Origin of the sequence: Pseudomonas sp. BF-R-01, assembly GCF_019946615.1 — a bacterium.
In the GTDB taxonomy this organism is placed as follows: domain Bacteria; phylum Pseudomonadota; class Gammaproteobacteria; order Pseudomonadales; family Pseudomonadaceae; genus Aquipseudomonas; species Aquipseudomonas migulae.
Genome location: NZ_JAGYFX010000007.1, coordinates 1 through 19,366 on the forward strand (window position 1 = coordinate 1; position 19,366 = coordinate 19,366).

15 protein-coding genes and 5 tRNA genes are annotated in these 19,366 nt (G+C 60.0%); 13 read left to right on the forward strand and 7 right to left on the reverse strand.

Features of this window, described 5'->3' with window-relative positions; genetic code table 11:
• Window positions 1-1,209: nucleobase:cation symporter-2 family protein (locus KGB27_RS04645; protein WP_223553333.1), on the forward strand; the 1,209-nt coding region annotated here is incomplete at its 5' end.
• 212 nt (window positions 1,210-1,421) lie between these two features.
• Here KGB27_RS04645 and KGB27_RS04650 read toward each other — a convergent pair.
• Window positions 1,422-1,497: transfer RNA gene (locus KGB27_RS04650), tRNA-Asn, on the reverse strand.
• 227 nt (window positions 1,498-1,724) lie between these two features.
• Here KGB27_RS04650 and KGB27_RS04655 point away from each other — a divergent pair.
• The gene (locus tag KGB27_RS04655; protein ID WP_008007186.1) at window positions 1,725-1,955 is read left to right on the forward strand and encodes a hypothetical protein; all 231 of its coding nucleotides are present in this window, start codon (window positions 1,725-1,727) and stop codon (window positions 1,953-1,955) included.
• On the opposite strand, the gene KGB27_RS04660 is transcribed toward KGB27_RS04655, so the two are convergent.
• The gene (locus KGB27_RS04660; protein WP_008028325.1) at window positions 1,952-2,161 is read right to left on the reverse strand and encodes a hypothetical protein; all 210 of its coding nucleotides are present in this window, start codon (window positions 2,159-2,161) and stop codon (window positions 1,952-1,954) included. The genes KGB27_RS04655 and KGB27_RS04660 overlap by 4 nt on opposite strands.
• Window positions 2,162-2,397: 236 nt before the next feature.
• Window positions 2,398-3,594, reverse strand: coding sequence for an amino acid aminotransferase (locus tag KGB27_RS04665; RefSeq protein WP_008028323.1), 1,197 nt, complete (start codon window positions 3,592-3,594; stop codon window positions 2,398-2,400).
• A gap of 338 nt (window positions 3,595-3,932) precedes the next feature.
• Here KGB27_RS04665 and uvrB point away from each other — a divergent pair, with 338 nt between their 5' ends.
• Window positions 3,933-5,948 carry an excinuclease ABC subunit UvrB gene (uvrB, locus tag KGB27_RS04670; RefSeq protein WP_223553334.1) on the forward strand — a complete coding sequence of 672 codons (2,016 nt, stop codon included), beginning with the start codon at window positions 3,933-3,935 and terminating at the stop codon, window positions 5,946-5,948.
• Window positions 5,949-6,090: 142 nt separating this feature from the next.
• Here the strand turns inward: uvrB and KGB27_RS04675 are convergent, their stop codons facing one another.
• On the reverse strand, window positions 6,091-7,581 hold the full coding sequence (locus KGB27_RS04675) for an MDR family MFS transporter (protein ID WP_192226583.1): 1,491 nt from the start codon (window positions 7,579-7,581) through the stop codon (window positions 6,091-6,093).
• Window positions 7,582-7,630: 49 nt separating this feature from the next.
• Window positions 7,631-8,680, reverse strand: coding sequence for an HlyD family secretion protein (locus tag KGB27_RS04680; RefSeq protein WP_192416862.1), 1,050 nt, complete (start codon window positions 8,678-8,680; stop codon window positions 7,631-7,633).
• Window positions 8,681-8,900: 220 nt separating this feature from the next.
• On the opposite strand from KGB27_RS04680, the gene gltX reads away from it, so the two are divergent.
• The 10 genes from gltX to KGB27_RS04730 all read left to right on the forward strand — a co-directional run bounded on the left by gltX (window position 8,901) and on the right by KGB27_RS04730 (window position 14,932).
• Entirely contained in the window at window positions 8,901-10,382 is a 1,482-nt protein-coding gene (gene gltX, locus KGB27_RS04685; RefSeq protein WP_223553335.1) for a glutamate--tRNA ligase, read from the forward strand.
• A gap of 239 nt (window positions 10,383-10,621) precedes the next feature.
• Window positions 10,622-10,697: transfer RNA gene (locus KGB27_RS04690), tRNA-Ala, on the forward strand.
• A gap of 79 nt (window positions 10,698-10,776) precedes the next feature.
• Window positions 10,777-10,852: transfer RNA gene (locus KGB27_RS04695), tRNA-Glu, on the forward strand.
• A 53-nt stretch (window positions 10,853-10,905) separates the two neighbouring features.
• Window positions 10,906-10,981 (forward strand) — tRNA-Ala (locus KGB27_RS04700).
• An 80-nt stretch (window positions 10,982-11,061) separates the two neighbouring features.
• Window positions 11,062-11,137 (forward strand) — tRNA-Glu (locus KGB27_RS04705).
• A 183-nt stretch (window positions 11,138-11,320) separates the two neighbouring features.
• Window positions 11,321-11,860 (forward strand): TetR/AcrR family transcriptional regulator, encoded by a 540-nt coding sequence (locus KGB27_RS04710; RefSeq protein WP_008037648.1) that lies wholly within the window; start codon window positions 11,321-11,323, stop codon window positions 11,858-11,860.
• 31 nt (window positions 11,861-11,891) lie between these two features.
• On the forward strand, window positions 11,892-12,725 hold the full coding sequence (locus KGB27_RS04715; protein ID WP_008037646.1) for an alpha/beta fold hydrolase: 834 nt from the start codon (window positions 11,892-11,894) through the stop codon (window positions 12,723-12,725).
• A 48-nt stretch (window positions 12,726-12,773) separates the two neighbouring features.
• A complete protein-coding gene (locus KGB27_RS04720) occupies window positions 12,774-13,211 on the forward strand; it encodes an acyl-CoA thioesterase (protein WP_008037643.1) in 438 nt (145 codons plus the stop codon).
• A 195-nt stretch (window positions 13,212-13,406) separates the two neighbouring features.
• On the forward strand, window positions 13,407-14,366 hold the full coding sequence (locus tag KGB27_RS04725) for a tRNA dihydrouridine synthase (RefSeq protein ID WP_223553338.1): 960 nt from the start codon (window positions 13,407-13,409) through the stop codon (window positions 14,364-14,366).
• A gap of 119 nt (window positions 14,367-14,485) precedes the next feature.
• Entirely contained in the window at window positions 14,486-14,932 is a 447-nt protein-coding gene (locus KGB27_RS04730; protein ID WP_008028306.1) for an Hsp20 family protein, read from the forward strand.
• 165 nt (window positions 14,933-15,097) lie between these two features.
• On the opposite strand, the gene KGB27_RS04735 is transcribed toward KGB27_RS04730, so the two are convergent.
• Both KGB27_RS04735 and KGB27_RS04740 read right to left on the reverse strand, forming a co-directional pair.
• Window positions 15,098-18,376 carry a PAS domain S-box protein gene (locus KGB27_RS04735; RefSeq protein ID WP_008028304.1) on the reverse strand — a complete coding sequence of 1,093 codons (3,279 nt, stop codon included), beginning with the start codon at window positions 18,374-18,376 and terminating at the stop codon, window positions 15,098-15,100.
• 66 nt (window positions 18,377-18,442) lie between these two features.
• A complete protein-coding gene (locus tag KGB27_RS04740; protein ID WP_008028303.1) occupies window positions 18,443-19,333 on the reverse strand; it encodes a LysR family transcriptional regulator in 891 nt (296 codons plus the stop codon).
• Window positions 19,334-19,366: the final 33 nt, after the last annotated feature.

Here is a 19,366-nt window from a genome sequence, read left to right on the forward strand (position 1 = left end):
GGCGGGGAGGGCGGGTTTCAGTCGATTCTGGGTGCGGTGATTGCCGCGTCGTTGATCGGTTTGCTGATCACGCCGGTGTTCTCGCGAATTACCAAGTTCTTCCCGCCGTTGGTGACGGGCATCGTGATCACCACCATCGGCCTGACGCTGATGCCGGTGGCCGCGCGCTGGGCCATGGGTGGCAACAGCCATGCGCCGGATTTCGGCAGCATGGCGAACATCGGCCTGGCGGCGGTAACGCTGGTGCTGGTGTTGTTGCTGAGCAAGATCGGCAGCGCGACCATCTCCCGGTTGTCGATTCTGCTGGCCATGGTCATCGGCACGCTCATCGCGGTATTCCTCGGCATGGCGGACTTCTCGTCCGTTGCCCAGGGCCCGATGTTCGGCTTCCCCACGCCATTCCACTTCGGCATGCCGACCTTCCACTTCGCTGCGATCCTGTCGATGTGCATCGTGGTCATGGTGACGCTGGTCGAAACCTCGGCGGACATCCTCGCGGTCGGTGAAATCATCGACACCAAAGTCGACTCCAAGCGTCTGGGCAACGGTCTGCGCGCCGACATGCTGTCGAGCATGATCGCGCCGATCTTCGGTTCTTTCACCCAGAGTGCGTTCGCCCAGAACGTCGGGCTGGTGGCGGTGACCGGGATCAAGAGCCGTTATGTGGTGGCTACCGGCGGCTTGTTTCTGGTGATCCTCGGCCTGCTGCCCTTCATGGGGCGGGTTATCGCCGCGGTACCGACCTCCGTGCTCGGCGGCGCCGGGATCGTGCTGTTCGGCACCGTGGCGGCCAGCGGAATTCGTACGCTGTCCAAGGTCGACTACCGCAACAACGTCAATCTGATCATCGTCGCCACGTCCATCGGTTTCGGCATGATCCCCATTGCCGCGCCGAACTTTTACGACCACTTCCCAAGCTGGTTCGCGACGATCTTCCACTCGGGCATCAGCTCCTCGGCAATCATGGCCATCGTGCTGAACCTGGCCTTCAACCACCTCACTGCCGGCAACTCGGATCAGCAGTCGGTGTTTGCTGCCGGTACTGAGCGAGTCCTGCGCTATCAGGATCTGGCAGCGCTGCGCGAAGGGGATTACTTCAGCGAAGGCAAGTTGCATGACTGCGACGGGAAGGAGATCCCGGTGATAGAGACGGATCATGGGCATGGCGAGCCGAAGGCGGTGCATGTCAAAAGCAGTGAACATGTCTGAATAAAAAAGGCGCCCCCAGGGGCGCCTTTTTACATGACATGACCCCGTACTGTAGGAGCCGGCTTGCCGGCGATGGCGGCCTTGAGAACGATGCATTATTCAAGGCCCTCATCGCCGGCAAGCCGGCTCCTACAGGTCTTAAGTCATCTTTTCCACCGCCCACAAAAAAGCCCCTGAACCTTTCGATTCAGGGGCTTTTCGATCTTGCTGTCTGGCTCCACGACCTGGACTCGAACCAGGGACCCAGTGATTAACAGTCACTTGCTCTACCAACTGAGCTATCGCGGAATGGCGTGTATGTTACTGATTCAAAAAGAGAAGTCAAGCACCTGTTGGCAATTTGAGCGATTCGTCGGGACGGACGGCGGTTTATCGGCGATTGGCGGTTACCAGAATCGCACCAGAGGTCTACCATGGCCGCCCGGAAGTGGTGACACGCGCTGCCGGCCATTCGCCGAAAAGGTACGCGCCATGAATCACCCAACCCTCACACTTCGCCACAACGAGGTGTTCGCATGAGCATCGCTCAGATCAGCCTGCCCAAAGGGGTCGGTCCGCACGCCGAAAAACTGTTCGACGCAATCACTCAGGCCAGCACCGCTGACGAATTGAATCGCGCTGGCGGCAAGGCCGAAGGTTTTGTCCTGGGCCTGGAAAGTACCAAGGCCATCAAAAGCCAGGTCGCCGAGTCGCTGTACGTCGCTTATGACGATGCAGCCAGCCAACGCGCGACCGAACTGGCTTAACCGCCGAACGTAATGGTGGCGAGCATCAGTTTGGCGTACAGCAGTGTCGCGCCCAGTTGAACCAGCCACAGCGCCAGGCCGCCAAGAAAGACCCCCGCAGCCACTTGCAGCACCAGGTTGTTGCCGCGTTTGGCCGGGGTGCGGGGGATGAAGTCATTCAGGTCATCCAGGTCATCGCGCTCAGCGCGCAGGTCATCGTTTTTCATATCGGCTCACATCGAATCCGGTGGTGTACACAAACACTGTAGGAGCTGGCTTGCCGGCGATAGCGGTGGGTCAGCCAGCCTGTTTATTGACGGGACGGACGCCATCGCCAGCAAGCTGGCTCCTACAAAGTAGATGTGTGCAGTCTAGAGGGCTTGGTTGTCGGGTTGAGAATAATCTGCGGTCAATAAAAAACGGGAAGCCCAAGGGCTTCCCGTTTTTCGTATCACCGCACGACTCAGATCACCGCAACGATGGCCTTGGTCACCACGTCGATGTTGCTCTGGTTCAGTGCGGCAACGCAGATGCGGCCGGTGTCCAGGGCGTAGATGCCGAACTCGCTGCGCAGACGGGTCACTTGCTCAACCGTCAGGCCGGAGTAGGAGAACATGCCGCGCTGACGACCGACAAAGCTGAAATCGCGCTGAGGAGCCTGTTTCGCCAGCAGGTCAACCATCTGGGTGCGCATGCCGCGAATCCGCAGGCGCATCTCTGCCAGTTCTTCTTCCCACTGGGCGCGCAGTTCCGGGCTGTTCAATACAGCGGCAACGATGCTTGCACCGTGGGTCGGCGGGTTGGAGTAGTTGGTGCGGATCACGCGCTTGACCTGCGACAGCACGCGCGCGCTTTCTTCTTTCGATTCGCTGACGATCGACAGGGCGCCAACGCGCTCGCCGTACAGCGAGAACGATTTGGAGAACGAGCTGGAGACGAAGAAAGTCAGGCCCGACTCAGCGAACAGACGCACGGCTGCGGCGTCTTCGTCGATGCCATCGCCAAAGCCCTGGTAGGCCATGTCGAGGAACGGCACGTGACCTTTGGCTTTCACCACCTCCAGAACGTTTTTCCAGTCCGCCGGGCTCAGGTCAACACCGGTCGGGTTGTGGCAGCAGGCGTGCAGCACAACGATCGAGCCGGACGGCAGGGCGTTCAGGTCTTCCAGCAGGCCGGTACGGTTAACGTCGTGGGTCGCGGCGTCGTAGTAACGATAGTTCTGCACCGGGAAACCAGCGGTTTCGAACAGCGCGCGGTGGTTTTCCCAGCTCGGGTCACTGATCGCCACGACGGCGTTCGGCAGCAGTTGCTTGAGGAAGTCGGCACCGATTTTCAGTGCGCCAGTACCGCCAACGGCCTGAGTGGTGATGACGCGGCCAGCAGCGATCAGCGGCGAGTCATTGCCAAACAGCAGTTTTTGCACGGCCTGGTCGTAGGCAGCGATGCCGTCGATCGGCAAGTAGCCACGGGAAGCGTGTTGAGCGACGCGAATCGTCTCGGCTTCGACAACGGCGCGCAGGAGTGGAATTCGCCCCTCCTCGTTGCAGTAAACACCGACCCCCAGGTTGACCTTGTTGGTACGGGTATCGGCGTTGAATGCTTCGTTGAGGCCCAGGATTGGATCGCGTGGTGCCATTTCGACAGCGGAGAACAGGCTCATTTTTGCGGCGGCTCTGAATGGAGTGTGGAGGGACGTGTCGCGCTCCAGCCGAATGCACTAGAGCGGTGCACAAACGGGGAGCTAGTATAGAGGTCATCCGCGATTGATGGCGACAGTCGATTCGGCTTTTACCGTAAGTTTTTCCGATTATTTTTCGACCGTTAGTCGATTGATCGCGTCAGAGGCTTCAAGGGATGTAGGACGTTTGCCTTGAAAGCGAGGGCAATCGACTCCACATTGAGCACAATCCAGTTTTTTCCTCGGGCGACGTCGGTCGTTTGCGGTCTTTCTCGTTCCTGTCCGGTTTGACCGCGTACGGGTGAACCCAGAGGTATTTCATGTCTGAATTCCAGCTAGTCACCCGCTTCGAGCCCGCCGGCGACCAGCCGGAAGCCATCCGCCTGATGGTCGAGGGCATCGAGGCCGGGCTGGCGCACCAGACGTTGCTCGGTGTGACCGGTTCGGGCAAAACGTTCAGCATCGCCAATGTCATCGCCCAGGTTCAGCGCCCGACGCTGGTACTGGCGCCAAACAAGACCCTGGCCGCGCAGTTGTACGGCGAATTCAAGGCGTTTTTCCCGAACAACGCTGTCGAGTATTTCGTTTCCTACTACGACTACTACCAGCCTGAAGCGTATGTGCCTTCCTCGGACACCTTCATCGAGAAAGACGCCTCGATCAACGATCACATCGAGCAAATGCGACTCTCGGCGACCAAAGCGCTGCTGGAGCGCAAGGACGCGATCATCGTCACCACGGTGTCGTGCATCTACGGTCTGGGCAGTCCGGAAACCTATTTGAAAATGGTGTTGCACGTGGATCGTGGTGACAAGCTCGATCAGCGCGCCTTGCTGCGCCGTCTCGCCGATTTGCAATACACCCGCAACGACATGGATTTCGCCCGTGCGACCTTCCGCGTGCGCGGTGATGTGATCGATATCCACCCGGCAGAATCCGATTTCGAAGCGATCCGTATCGAGCTGTTCGACGACGAAGTCGAGAGCCTGTCGGCCTTCGATCCGCTGACGGGGGAGGTGATCCGCAAGCTGCCGCGTTTCACCTTCTACCCGAAAAGCCACTACGTGACGCCGCGAGAAACCCTGCTCGACGCCATCGAGGGGATCAAGGTCGAATTGCAGGAGCGCCTGGAATACCTGCGCTCCAACAACAAACTGGTGGAGGCGCAGCGCCTCGAACAACGTACCCGTTTCGACCTGGAGATGATTCTCGAACTGGGCTACTGCAACGGCATCGAAAACTATTCCCGCTACCTCTCGGGGCGCGATCCAGGTCAGGCGCCGCCGACCTTGTTCGATTACTTGCCGGCCGACGCCTTGCTGGTGATCGACGAATCCCACGTCAGCGTGCCGCAAGTCGGCGCCATGTATAAGGGCGACCGCTCACGCAAGGAAACGCTGGTGGAATACGGTTTCCGCCTGCCGTCGGCGCTGGACAACCGGCCAATGCGCTTCGACGAGTTCGAAGGCATCAGCCCGCAAACGATTTTTGTCTCGGCCACGCCGGGCAACTACGAGGCGGAACACGCCGGGCGTGTCATTGATATGGTGGTGCGTCCGACCGGCCTGGTGGACCCGCAAATCGAAATCCGTCCGGCGTTGACCCAGGTCGACGATCTGCTTTCGGAAATCACCAAGCGCGCTGCAGTGGATGAGCGGGTATTGGTCACGACGCTGACCAAGCGCATGGCCGAAGACTTGACCGATTACCTGGCCGACCATGGCGTGCGCGTACGTTATCTGCACTCGGACATCGACACTGTGGAGCGCGTGGAAATCATCCGCGATTTGCGCCTTGGCACGTTTGATGTGCTGGTGGGGATCAACCTGTTGCGTGAAGGCCTGGACATGCCGGAAGTGTCCTTGGTGGCGATTCTCGATGCGGACAAGGAAGGCTTCCTGCGTTCCGAGCGCTCGCTGATTCAGACCATCGGTCGCGCGGCGCGTAACCTCAACGGTCGGGCGATTCTGTATGCGGATCGCATCACCGGTTCCATGGAGCGGGCGATCGGTGAAACCGAGCGTCGTCGCGACAAGCAGGTCGCCTTCAACCTGGCCAACGGCATTACGCCGAAGGGTGTGTTCAAGGACGTCGCCGACATCATGGAAGGCGCCACCGTGCCGGGTTCGCGCAGCAAGAAGCGCAAAGGCATGGCCAAGGCTGCCGAGGAGAACGCCAGGTACGAAGCGGAATTGCGTTCGCCGGGCGAAGTCGCCAAGCGGATCAAGGCGCTGGAAGAGAAGATGTACCAACTGGCCCGCGACCTGGAATTCGAGGCGGCGGCGCAGATGCGCGACGAGATTGCCAAGCTGCGGGAGCGGTTGATCGCGGTTTGAGATTTGTGGTGAATATGCGGGCCTCTTCGCGGGCAAGCCTCGCTCCTACAGGTTTTGTGTCGTTCGCATAATTGAAAAACGACTCAAAACCTGTAGGAGCGAGGCTTGCCCGCGAAGAGGCCAGTAAAAGCACCACAAAAACTCAATGTGCTTCGCCAGCCTTCAGCCCCGCCGGCAACTGCTTGGTCAACAACACCGCAATCATGCTGATCCCCAGCGCAATCCCGACAAAATGAAACGCATCGTTGTAAGCCATGATCGACGCCTGTTGATGGGCAATCTCACTGAGCTTGCCCAGCGCCGCTGCTTCACTGCCTAACCGGTCCGTCAGCGACGCCATGCGCTCGGCGACCTGCGGGTTGCTCGGCACAATCGATTCACGCAAATAATCAAAGTAGGTCTTGGTTCGCGCATCCAGCAACGTGGCGAGGAGGGCGATGCCAATGGCGCCGCCGAGGTTGCGCAGGATGTTGAACAGGCTCGACGCCGAGCCCGCGTCCTGCGGCAGGATATACGCGGTGGCGATCAGCGAGATGGTCACCATGATCAGGGGCTGGCCGAGTGCGCGGATGATCTGGATCTGGTTGAACTGCGGCCCGGCGAAATCCGGGTTCAGCACCCCCGAGGAAAAACTCGCCAGGCCGAACAAGCCGAAGCCCAGGGTGCACAGCCATTTCGGCGAGATGACCTTCATCAGCTTCGGTACCAGCGGAATCAGGAACAGCTGCGGCACGCCCATCCACATGATCACTTCGCCGATCTGCAGGGCGTTGTAGTTCTGGATCTGCGCCAGGTACAGCGGCAACAGAAAGATCGAACCGTACAGCCCGACCCCCATTCCCAGGCTGGAAATACTCGATAAGCCGAAGTTGCGATTGCCCAGGATCCCGAGGTTGATCAGCGGATTGGGTTTGGAAAACTGCACGATCACAAAGGTGATCAGGCTGATCAGCGCGATGCTGCCCAGGGTCACGATCAGGTTTGATTCCAGCCAGTCCTTGCGATGGCCTTCCTCCAGAAAAACCTGCAGGCAGCCAAGGCCGATACCGAGCGTAAGAATCCCCATGTAGTCGGTGCTTTTCAGCAGTTCCCAGTGCGCTTCTTTTTTCTCCAGGCCATACATCAGGCCGGCGATCATGATCAGGCCCGGCGGGATGTTGATGTAGAAGATGTATTCCCAGCCCCAGTTTTCCGTCAGCCAGCCGCCAAGCGTCGGGCCGATGGAGGGCGCGAACGTTGCGGTCATGGCGAACATGGCCATGCCTTTGGCGCGATGGTGTTCGGGAAGCTTGATCAGCGTCAGGGTGAACGCCAGCGGGATCAGCGCGCCGCCGGTGAAGCCTTGCAGCGCGCGGAAAATGATCATGCTTTCCAGGCTCCACGCCATCGAGCAGAGCAGGGACGAGGCAAGAAATCCAAGCGAAACCCACACCGCCAGGCGGCGTGCGGACAGCAGCTGCACCAGCCACGCCGTCAGCGGAATCATGATGATTTCCGCGACCAGGTACGACGTGGAAATCCATGAGCCTTCTTCAAGCGTCGCCGACAGCGCGCCTTGAATGTCCTTGAGCGACGAGTTGGTGATCTGGATATCGAGCACCGCCATGAAGGCGCCGAGCATCACGCTCATCACGGCGATCCAGTCCCGCCGGGTCGGTTCGCCGGCCGGGCGGATCAGTTGATCACCGGCCATCGTCAGGGGTGTCTTTGATGTTCACTTTGGCGGTGACCGACATGCCCGGACGAATCTTGCCGTGCAGCGGGTTGTCCGCGGCGAAGGTCAGTTTTACCGGAATCCGTTGTACGACTTTGGTGAAATTGCCCGTGGCATTGTCCGGCGGCAACAGGCTGAACTGTGCGCCCGAGGCAGCGAACAGGCTGTCGACCCGCGCTTCGATTGGCGTATCGCCGTAGGCGTCGAAGGTCAGTTCGGCTTTCTGGCCAGGCTGCATGTGGCCGATCTGGGTTTCCTTGAAGTTGGCCTGAATCCAGATGTCCTGATCCGGGACGATCGACAGCAAATAAGCGCCGGCCTGCACGTATTGGCCTTCGCGGGCGGCACGCTGGCCGATCATGCCGCTGATGGGCGCGTGGATTTCACTGCGGGTCAGGTTCAATTCCGCCTGCGCCAGATCGGTCTTGGCGTTGGCGATCATCGCGTCGAGGCGCTTGATCTCGGCGCTGAGGGAGTTGACTTGCTGGCGCTGACTTTGTGCGTCTGCCTGGGCCTTGGTCACCTGCGAGCGGGCGATGTGGGTATCGGCGGAAAGGGTCGTCACGCGTTCTTCCGACACGTAGCCGGGTTTGCGCAGGGTTTGCGCGCGGGACAGGTCGATCTGCGAGCGACCGAGGCTGGCCTGGCTGGATGCGACTTGCGCTTCGCTGGAGGCGATCAGGCTGGCTTGTTGCGTCAGTTTGCTCTGGGCTTGCAGGCGTTCGGCCTGGCGGGTGGCGAGGGCGGCGTTGGCGCGGTCGACAGCGAGGTGGAAGTCATCGCCTTCGAGCTTGATCAGCAACTGGCCCTTTTCGACGTGCTGGTTGTCCTGCACCAGCACCTGATCGATGCGTGCGCCCAGCTGGCTCGACACACGGGTGATCTCGCCCTGGACATAGGCGTTATCGGTGCTTTCATAAAACCGTCCTTTGAAGAACCACTGGGCAAACAAGGCCCCGGCAATCAGCAGGACGATCAGCAGGAAAAAAGACAGGCGACGCTTGAGTTGGGCAGGCATGGGGCAAACTGTAGTCGAGAAATTGTAAGGAAAGTTATCAGCAGGCGAATTTGTCATACAGTCGATAGTGGGTAAATGCCATCGGCTGATAATCCACCATTCATCCCGGCCCAGGCCCGTTGTAGACGCAAACTTGGCTTAAATGCCCTGCTCACTGGAGCCGGGCGGGCAACGCCTGTTACCATTCGCCCTTTGTTTTATCTTCATTTCGAGACTTGCCATGACCACCGTCCGCACGCGCATCGCGCCATCGCCTACCGGGGACCCCCACGTAGGTACCGCTTACATCGCTTTGTTCAACTACTGCTTTGCCAAGCAGCACGGCGGTGAGTTCATCCTGCGGATCGAAGACACCGATCAGTTGCGTTCGACCCGCGAGTCCGAACAGCAGATTTTCGACGCCCTGCGCTGGTTGGGCATCGACTGGAGCGAAGGCCCGGACGTCGGCGGCCCGCACGGTCCTTACCGTCAAAGCGAGCGCGGCGATATCTATCAGAAGTATTGCCAGCAATTGGTCGAGATGGGCCATGCCTTCCCGTGCTTCTGCACCGCTGAAGAGCTGGACCAGATGCGCGCCGAGCAAATGTCTCGCGGCGAAACTCCGCGTTACGACGGTCGTGCGCTGCTGCTGTCCAAGGAAGAAGTTGCACGTCGCCTGGCCGCTGGCGAACCGCACGTGATCCGCATGAAGGTGCCGAGCGAAGGCGTGTGCGTGGTGCCGGACATGCTGCGTGGCGACGTCGAGATCCCGTGGGATCGCATGGACATGCAAGTCCTGATGAAGACCGACGGCCTGCCGACGTACTTCCTGGCCAACGTGGTCGATGACCACCTGATGGGCATCACCCACGTGCTGCGTGGCGAAGAATGGCTGCCTTCGGCGCCAAAACTGATTCTTCTGTACGAATACTTCGGCTGGGAACAGCCGGAGCTGTGCTACATGCCGCTGCTGCGTAACCCGGACAAGAGCAAGCTGTCCAAGCGCAAGAACCCGACCTCGGTGACGTTCTACGAGCGCATGGGCTTCATGCCGGAAGCGATGCTCAACTACCTGGGGCGCATGGGCTGGTCGATGCCGGACGAGCGCGAGAAGTTCTCGCTGCAGGAAATGGTCGATAACTTCGACCTGAGCCGCGTCTCCCTCGGTGGGCCGATTTTCGACATCGAGAAACTGTCGTGGCTCAACGGCCAGTGGTTGCGTGACCTGCCGGTGGAAGAGTTCGCCAGCCGTTTGCAGACCTGGGCGCTGAACCCCGAGTACATGATGAAGATCGCGCCGCACGTGCAGGGCCGCGTTGAAACCTTCAGCCAGGTCGCACCGCTGGCCGGGTTCTTCTTCGCCGGTGGCGTGAACCCGGATGCCAAGCTGTTTGAATCGAAAAAGCTGTCGGGCGATCAGGTTCGTCAGTTGATGCAGTTGATTCTGTGGAAACTGGAAAGCCTGCGTCAGTGGGAGAAGGACAGCATCACCGCGACCATTCAAGCGGTGGTCGAGTCCCTGGAATTGAAGCTGCGTGACGCCATGCCGCTGATGTTCGCAGCGATCACTGGTCAGGCGAGTTCGGTGTCGGTGCTGGATGCGATGGAAATCCTCGGCCCGGACCTGACGCGTTTCCGTCTGCGCCAGGCCATCGACCTGCTCGGTGGCGTGTCGAAGAAGGAAAACAAGGAGTGGGAAAAACTCCTGGGCAACATCGCCTGATGAACACCGTCCTGTAGGAGCGTTGCTTGCTCGCGAAGAACGATGACGCGGTGTGCCAGACACACCGAGGCGTCCCGTTCGCCGGCAAGCCTGGCTCCTACAGATCGATGTATACCCCGGATTTACGGGGGGAGGGCGGTAAGTGATTGTTATGTCGGCAAAAAACTTTGGAAATTGTTAAAAATAAATTTGACACGTTTCCGAAGCGCCATTAAGATTCGCCCCGTCCTCAGCGATGAGGGGCTATAGCTCAGCTGGGAGAGCGCTTGCATGGCATGCAAGAGGTCGACGGTTCGATCCCGTCTAGCTCCACCAATTTACACTTCAAGGTTTGGCCACACCGGCCTTGAAGCGATCAACACTCAGCGTTGATCTGTTGTATAGAAGGGTTTGCGTCCCCTTCGTCTAGTGGCCTAGGACACCGCCCTTTCACGGCGGTAACAGGGGTTCGAGTCCCCTAGGGGACGCCAGTTTTACAGAAGCGATGTCGCAAGATGTCGCTCCGCCGCGAGGCGAAAAATCCGGGGCTATAGCTCAGCTGGGAGAGCGCTTGCATGGCATGCAAGAGGTCGACGGTTCGATCCCGTCTAGCTCCACCAATTTTACAGTTCAAGGTCTGGCCACACCGGCCTTGAATCGATCAGCTCTCAGCACTGATCAGTTGTATAGAAGGTTTTGCGTCCCCTTCGTCTAGTGGCCTAGGACACCGCCCTTTCACGGCGGTAACAGGGGTTCGAGTCCCCTAGGGGACGCCACGATTACCCGCTCTGCGGGATTTTATAAGGGTCATTCAATTATTGAATGGCCCTTTTGTTTGTCTGGCGTTTGGCCAAATCCCCCATTTCTCTCAAACTGTTCTTCAGACCAGCGGTCACATCTACGACTTGCGGAAAATTATTATGAGAATAATATTCTAGTCGTAATATTCGGAGGCAACGATGAACGATAAAAAAGCTCAAACCCGCGAACGCATTCTCAAGGCCGCCAGCGCAGCGCTGATTCAGCGTGGCCCGGCCGAACCGAGCGTGGGCGAAGTGATGGGCGCAGCCGGCCTGACGGTTGGCGGCTTCTATGCGCACTTCGAAAGCAAGGACGCGATGATGCTGGAAGCGTTCAAGCAACTGCTCGGTCACCGCCGTAGCTTGATCGCTGACATGGACGCCGAATTGACCGGCGAAGAGCGTCGCGCGTTGGTGGCGGCGTTTTACCTGTCACGCAAACACCGGGATTCCTCTGAATCCGCGTGCCCGATCCCGGCCTCCGTCGGCGAGCTGGGACGCCTGCCGGACGCATTTCGGGTGGCGTTGAATGAACACGTGGAAATGATGGTCGCGCAGTTGGCGGCCAGCCCGGAAGACACCGACAAAGCCCTGGCCGACATGGCCTTGATGGTCGGTGGATTGGCTCTGGCGCGGGCGCTGGGGCCGGGAGAGTTGTCTGATCGATTGCTGCGTGCCGCCAAGTCGGCGGTGCAATGACCTGAAGGCAATGGCCTGAGGAGTGAGAGCGATGAGCACGTTAAAGTGGGTTCGTGGCGTTAATGGCACCTTGGGCTGGTTTGCACCGAAACTGGTCGCGAGCAAAATGCGACTGGCGTTCATGACGCCGCGGGATCTGCCGCCGCGTGATTGGGAATTGCCGTTATTGGCGAAATCCGAGCGCATCACACTTCGTTTCGGCCTCTCGGCGTTGCGCTGGGGGCAAGGCCCGGCGGTATTGCTGATGCACGGTTGGGAAGGTCGGCCAACGCAGTTTGCCAGCCTGATCACCGCGCTGGTTGACGCCGGCTATACCGTAGTCGCCCTGGACGGTCCGGCTCACGGTCGTTCGCCGGGCAACGAAGCCAACGTCGTGCTGTTCGCCCGGGCCATGCTTGAGGCCGCTGCCGAGTTGCCGCCGCTGCAAGCGGTCATCGGTCACTCGATGGGCGGTGCCAGCGCCATGCTCGCCGTTCAGTTGGGCCTGCGCACCGAAACCCTGGTGACCATTGGCGCTCCGGCGCGGATTCTCGGGGTTCTGAGAGGTTTTGCCCGCTATGTGCGGCTACCGCCAAAAGCCCGTTCGGCGTTCATTCGCCAAGTCGAAAAAGACGTCGGCATGCGCGCGGCTGCATTGGATGTCTCGCGTTATCAGCTCGACATGCCTGGCCTGATCGTTCATGCCGAAGACGACAACTTCGTCCCGGTCAAGGAGTCCCAGTTGATCCACGAGGCCTGGTTCGACAGTCGCTTGCTGCGGCTGGAGGAGGGCGGTCATCAACGGGTGCTTGCCGACCCGCGGGTGATTGATGGCGTGTTATCACTGCTGGCCGGTCGCAGCCTGCAATCGCGCCAATCGGCCTGAGCATCCGTTACACTGCCCCGGTCGACATCATCTGACCGGGAGTGGGGCATGGGCTGGGATCGGGCAACGCCATTTATCATTGATCTTGCGGTGGACGCCGAGGACATCGACGGGTTGGGGCACGCGAATAACGCGGTATACGTGACCTGGCTCGAACGCTGCGCCTGGCGCCACTCGCAGCGGCTCGGCCTCGATCTGGTCGAGTACCGGCGGCTGGATCGGGCGATGGCGGTGGTGCGGCACGAAATCGATTACCTGGCGGCAGCCTATGAAGGCGATGAGTTGCAATTGGCGACCTGGATCGTCGATTGGGACCAGCGCCTGAAAATGACTCGACACTTCCAGCTCAAGCGCCCGAGCGACAACACCACGTTACTGCGCGCGCAAACCACGTTTGTCTGCATTGAGCTGTCCACGGGCAAACCCAAGCGCATGCCGGCGGAGTTCATCGAAGGTTACGGCCCGGCGTTGCAAGTCGCGATTTAATTGAACCCTTCGCGGGCAAGCCTCGCTCCTACAGGTTTTGTGTCGTTCGCATAATGGCGGAACGACACAAAACCTGTAGGAGCGTGGCTTGCCCGCGAAGGCGTCCGCACAATCAACACCGCCCGGTCTGACGAAATACCTTCTAACCGCCGAAACCAGTAAACTGCCGCACGTTTTTCGTCGAGTGTGTTTTTCATGCAAATTGCTTTGGCGCCCATGGAGGGGTTGGTCGACAACATCCTGCGGGACGTGCTGACCCGTGTGGGCGGTATCGATTGGTGTGTGACCGAGTTCATCCGGATCAACGACCAACTGCTCACCCCTGCCTATTTCCACAGGTTCGGTCCTGAACTGCTGACGGATGCGCGCACCGCTTCCGGCGTGCCATTGCGCGTGCAGCTGTTGGGTTCCGACCCGGTGTGCCTGGCAGAAAACGCCGCGCTGGCCTGTGAGCTGGGTTCCGAAGTCATCGACCTGAACTTCGGCTGCCCGGCCAAGACCGTCAATAAGTCCCGTGGCGGCGCGGTATTGCTCAAAGAGCCCGAGCTGCTGAACCAGATCGTCGAGCAAGTCCGTCGCGCCGTTCCGGCGCACATTCCGGTCACCGCGAAAATGCGTCTCGGCTTCGACAGCCCTGACAGTTCGCTGGTCTGCGCCACGGCCCTGGCCGAAGGCGGCGCGGAGCACATCGTGGTGCATGCGCGGACCAAGATGGACGGCTACAAGCCGCCGGCGCATTGGGAGTGGATCCCTCGCGTGCAGGAAGTGGTCAAGGTGCCGGTATTCGCCAACGGTGATATCTGGAGCGTCGAAGACTGGCGCCGCTGCCGCGAAATCAGCGGCGTGGAAGACATCATGCTCGGTCGCGGGCTGGTGTCGCGTCCGGATCTGGCCCGACAGATCGCCGCCGCCCGTGCCGGTGAAGAGGTGGTCGAGATGACTTGGGCCGAGCTGCTGCCGCTGATTCAGGACTTCTGGCTGCAAGCCAAAGCCCAGATGACGCCACGCCAATCGCCCGGTCGCCTGAAGCAGTGGCTGGCGATGCTGACCCGCAATTATCCCGAGGCGGTTGAGCTGTTCACCCTGCTTCGCCGTGAAACCGAACTGGATCAGGTTTCGCGTTTACTGGGGTTGCAGGTAGCCGAAGCGGCCTGAAAAAATCTCGAAATAATCTCTTGAAATGCAATCAGCGGTCCCTATCTAAGGATTACGCGATGCCGAATTCGGGTCGCGGAGACAAAAAACTTGCTGATTGTTTTCAGGAGATTTGAACCATGACTACTGCATTTTCCTTGGCCCCACTGTTCCGTTCCTCGGTAGGCTTCGACCGTTTCAACGACCTGTTCGAAACCGCCCTGCGCAACGAGCCAGGCAGCACCTATCCACCTTACAACGTGGAAAAACACGGTGACGATCAATACCGCATCGTTGTAGCGGCCGCCGGTTTCCAGGAAGAAGACCTGGACCTGCAAGTCGAGAAAGGTGTGCTGACCATCAGTGGCGGCAAACGCGACGCAACTGAAGGCGTGACCTTCCTGCATCAAGGCATCGCCCAGCGCGCGTTCAAACTGTCGTTCCGCCTGGCGGACCATATCGAGATCAAGGCCGCCGACCTGAGCAACGGTCTGTTGAGCATCGACCTGCTGCGTGTCATTCCGGAAGAGGCGAAAGCCAAACGCATCCCAATCAACGGGACGCAAAAACCCGCTTTGCAGCACTAAGGCGGGGCAATGAAAAAGGGCGCCAATGGCGCCCTTTTTTGTGCCCGCAATCCACCTGTAGGAGCGAGCTTGCTCGCGATGGACTTCTGGGCGACGCGTTTATCCAGACAGTGCGCGTCATCGTTGACGACCATCGCGAGCAGGCTCGCTCCTACAGGGTGCGGGTTATTTCAGGAGTTTCTGGAACGCTTCCACCGGCAGCGGCTGGCTGTGCAGATAGCCCTGATAAAAATGGCAGCCCAGCCCCTGCAAAAACTCCAACTGTTCCGGCGTCTCCACCCCTTCGGCAATCACTTTCAACTCCAGACTGCGGGCCATGGCGACGATGGCGCGGATGATCTCGGCGTCGTTCGGGTCGGTAGTCGCATCGCGAATGAACGACTGGTCGATTTTCAGGGTGTCGACCGGCAATCGCTTGAGGTAAGTCAGCGAGGAATAACCGGTGCCGAAGTCGTCCATGGCGAAGCTGATGCCGAGTTTTTTCAGGCGGCGCATTTTGCTGATGGTGTCTTCCAGATTCTGGATGACGATGCCTTCGGTGATTTCCAGTTTCAGCAGCGAGCAGGGCAGGCCGTGGGTGGCGAGGCTGAGCTCGATGCGCTCGACGAAGTCGTTCTGGCGGAATTGTCGTGGGCTGATGTTCACGCACAGGCTGAAGTCGAGTGGGTCGATCAGGCCCTTGGCGATCAACTGTTTAAAGGCGTCGCAGGCTTCGTCGACGATCCAGGTGCCGACTTCCAGAATCAGTCCGCTGTCTTCCAGGACCTTGATGAATTCAGTCGGCGATTGCGCGCCCAATTCCGGATGGTTCCAGCGCACCAGCGCTTCGGCGCCGACGATGCGATTGTCGCGGGCGTCCACCTGCGGCTGGTAATGCACGTCGAATTCGCCCCGGGAAAGGGCCAGGCGCAGGTCGGTCTCCATGCGCAGGCGTTCACTGGCGGCCTTCTGCATGGTGTTGTGATACATCTGGGTGGTGTTGCGTCCCGAGTCCTTGGCCCGATACAGCGCGATGTCGGCGCGTTTGAGCAGGTCGGTCGGGGTCGAACCATGATCGGGAATCAGCGCGATACCGATACTCGGTGTCACTTGCAGGCGCTGGCCGTCGAGGAACATCGGTTCCGACAGCAGTTCGCGCAAGGTGTCCGCCAGCTCGCGGACCTGCTCGCTGACTTCATTGCGCGAACCTTCCAGGCCGCTGAGCAGCACCACGAATTCGTCACCGCCCAGGCGTGCCACGGTGTCTTCCATGCGCACGCTGGCTTCGAGGCGCGCAGTGATGATCTTCAGCACCGTGTCGCCCACCGGGTGGCCGAGCGAATCGTTGATGTGCTTGAAGTGGTCGAGGTCCAGAAACATCAGGGCGCCGCGCAGGTTGTGGCGTTTGAGCAGGGCGATCTGCTGGCTCAGGCGATCCATCAGCAGTGCGCGGTTCGGCAGGTTGGTCAGCGGGTCGTGGTAGGCCAGGTGGCGGATCTGTGCTTCGGCGTTTTTCAACAGGCTGACGTCCCGCGCGGTCAGCAGCAGGCACGCGGTTTCATTGAGGGTGATCGGTTCTACCGAGACTTCGACGGTCAGCAAGTCGCCATGCTTGTTGCGCCCAAGCATTTCCTGATGATGCACGCGGCCCTTGATCTGCAGCTCGGCCAGCAGCGCCGAGCGTTGTTTTTCTTCGGCCCAGATGCCGACCTGGTACACCGTGCGGCCGACGACTTCATCGGCGCGGTAGCCGGTCAGGCGGCAGAAACCGTCGTTGACCTCCAGATAGCGCCCGGTGTCGCGTTCGGTGATGGTGATGGCGTCGGGGCTGGAGTGGAAGGCCTTGGCGAACTTCTCCTCGCTGGCCTTGAGCGCCGCTTCCGAACGTTGTTGCTGGGTGATATCACGCAAAGTGGTAACGATGCACGGCTGGTCGCCGACACTGATCTGGCGGCTGGAAATCACGCAGGTCAGCGACTGGCCGTCCTTGTGCTGGACGATGATGGCGACGTTGTTCAGGCCTTGTTCGCGGATGACTTGTTCGATCCGGCGCAGGCTTTTCGCCGAGGCGTCCCACAGGCCGATTTCGTCGGCGCTGCGACCAATCACCTCGGCGGTGCTCCAGCCGAAGGTCTGGGTGAAACTGGAGTTGATCTCGATGAACTGGCCGGTGTCCTGGCGAGTAACGCAGATCGGGTCCGGGCTGACCTGGAACAGGGTGGCAAATTTCTCTTCGGAGGCGACCAGCTTCTGTTCGCGTTCGACCTGATCGGTAATGTCCAGCAAGGTCCCCGCCATGCGTAGCGGTGCGCCGTTTTCATCGCGGTAGAGGCGGGCGCGGCTTTCCAGGTAACGCGAAGTGCCGTCCTCCAGCTGCACGCGGTAGGTCAACTGATAGTTGCCGGCCGGGCCTTCGCGCAGGCTGCGATAGGCATCGCGCATGCTGTCGCGCTCCTCGCCGGGCACGCCTTCGAAAAACTCGTCGAAGGATTCATGGAACGGTATGGGGTCCAGTCCGTGCAACTGCGCGGCGCGGGCCGAGCCATACAACATACCGCTGGGAATGTGCCAGTCCCAGGTGCCGAGCTGCGCCGAGTCCAGCGCCAGATCGAGGCGCTCCTGGCTGTCTTTCAAGGCGAGTTCGGCAGCCTTGCGTTCAGTGGTGTCGAGGAAAGTGCTGAGCAGATAGGGCTGGCCCTCGAGCTCGACTTTTTGCGCGCTGAGAATACCGTCGTGGACCTGGCCATTACTGGCGCGGAACTGCACCTCCATGCTGACCAGCTCACCTTTGGCCTTGGTCGCCTTGACCAGTTTCTCCCGTTGCTCCGGGTGCACCCAAAGGCCCAGTTCCAGCGTGGTGCGGCCAATCGCGTTTTGCACCGGCCAGCCGAACAGGCTTTCGAAATACTGGTTGGCTTCGGTGATCAGGCCGTCTTCCTGGCGAGTCAGCAACACCATGTTCGGGCACAGGTGAAACAGCGTCGCGAAGCGTTTTTCCGAGCTGCTCAACGCCTGTTCGCGCTGACGCTGGTGGGTGATCTCGCGGATTACCCCGATCATGCGTGGTCGCCCGTGTTTGTCCGGCAGCAGGCTGCCGTTGATCTCCAGCCAGTGCAGGCTGCCGTCGGGCCAGCGAATGCGGTGATGCATCGCCTGTTCCAGTGGCGCGCCGGCGATTACCGCGTGGAAGGCACGGAGGGTTTTCGCTCGATCCTCCGGGGGCAACAGGTCGAGGTATTCCAGATCCGCCGGCAAGGGTTGCCGGGGGTCGAAACCGAACAGCGCCTGCGTACCCCGCGACCAACTGATCTGCCCGCGCTCGATGTCCCAATACCAGGCGCCCAAACGTGCGCCGTTGAGGGCGGCCAGCAGCTGCGGCGCACTCTCCCAGCTCTGCTCGGATCGTTTCGGGTCAAGCGCCTGAATACGTGGCATCGGCGGAATACGGTCAACAGATTTCGGCATTGGCAGGCCTTGGGCTGAATGGGGCGTTAGGCGCAGGTATTTGAGGCTCTATAGGAGTAGCACAAATTAGCCTTGAGTCCCTGGCAGATCGAGTTGTGCATCCAGCAAGGCCATAAAAGCCCGTGCTGCGTTCGACAGCGTCCGTTCGGTGTGCAAGATATAGCCTAGCTGGCGAGTCAGTTGTATGCCGGGCAAAGGTATTCGCGCAACCTGATCGTCAAGCATTGTGCGCGGCAACACGCTCCAGGCCAGGCCGATCGACACCATCATCTTGATGGTTTCCAGATAATTCGTGCTCATGGCGATGTTCGGCGTCAAGCCTTGGGCTTCGAACAGGCGCCGGACGATATGGTGAGTAAAGGTGTTGCCACCGGGGAACACCGCCGGATGCAGGGCGATGTCCGCCAGGCTGACCGCGCCATTGCTGATCAGTGAATGCTCCGGCGCGGCCACGAAATCCAGCGGGTCGTCCCACACCGGCGTGGCCTTGACCAGGGCATGAGGCTCGGGTGCGAGGGTGATGACGGCCAGCTCGGCGCGACCGTGGAGGATTTCTTCGTAGGCCACTTCCGAATCAAGGAACTGAATATCCAGCGCCACTTGTGGGTAGCGTCGGGTGAATTCCCTTAACAAGGGCGGCAAACGGTGCAGGCCGATGTGGTGACTGGTGGCCAGCGTCAGGCGGCCGGTCACTTCGCCAGTCAGGTTAGTCAGGGCGCGGCGGGTGTCGTCCAGCACGTTCAGAATCTGATAAGCCCGTGGCAGCAGGGCGCGTCCGGCTTCGGTCAGGCCGACTTCGCGGCCCAGTCGATCAAACAGTCGCACCTTCAATTGCTGCTCCAGCCCGGCAATCCGTTTGCTGATCGCCGGTTGCGTCAGGTGCAGCCGTTCGCCGGCACCGGAGAAGCTTCCTGTCTCGGCAATGGCAATAAAGGCATTAAGGTTGGCCAGGTCCATCGTCGTATTCCAGTTGGTTATCCAAAGCATAAA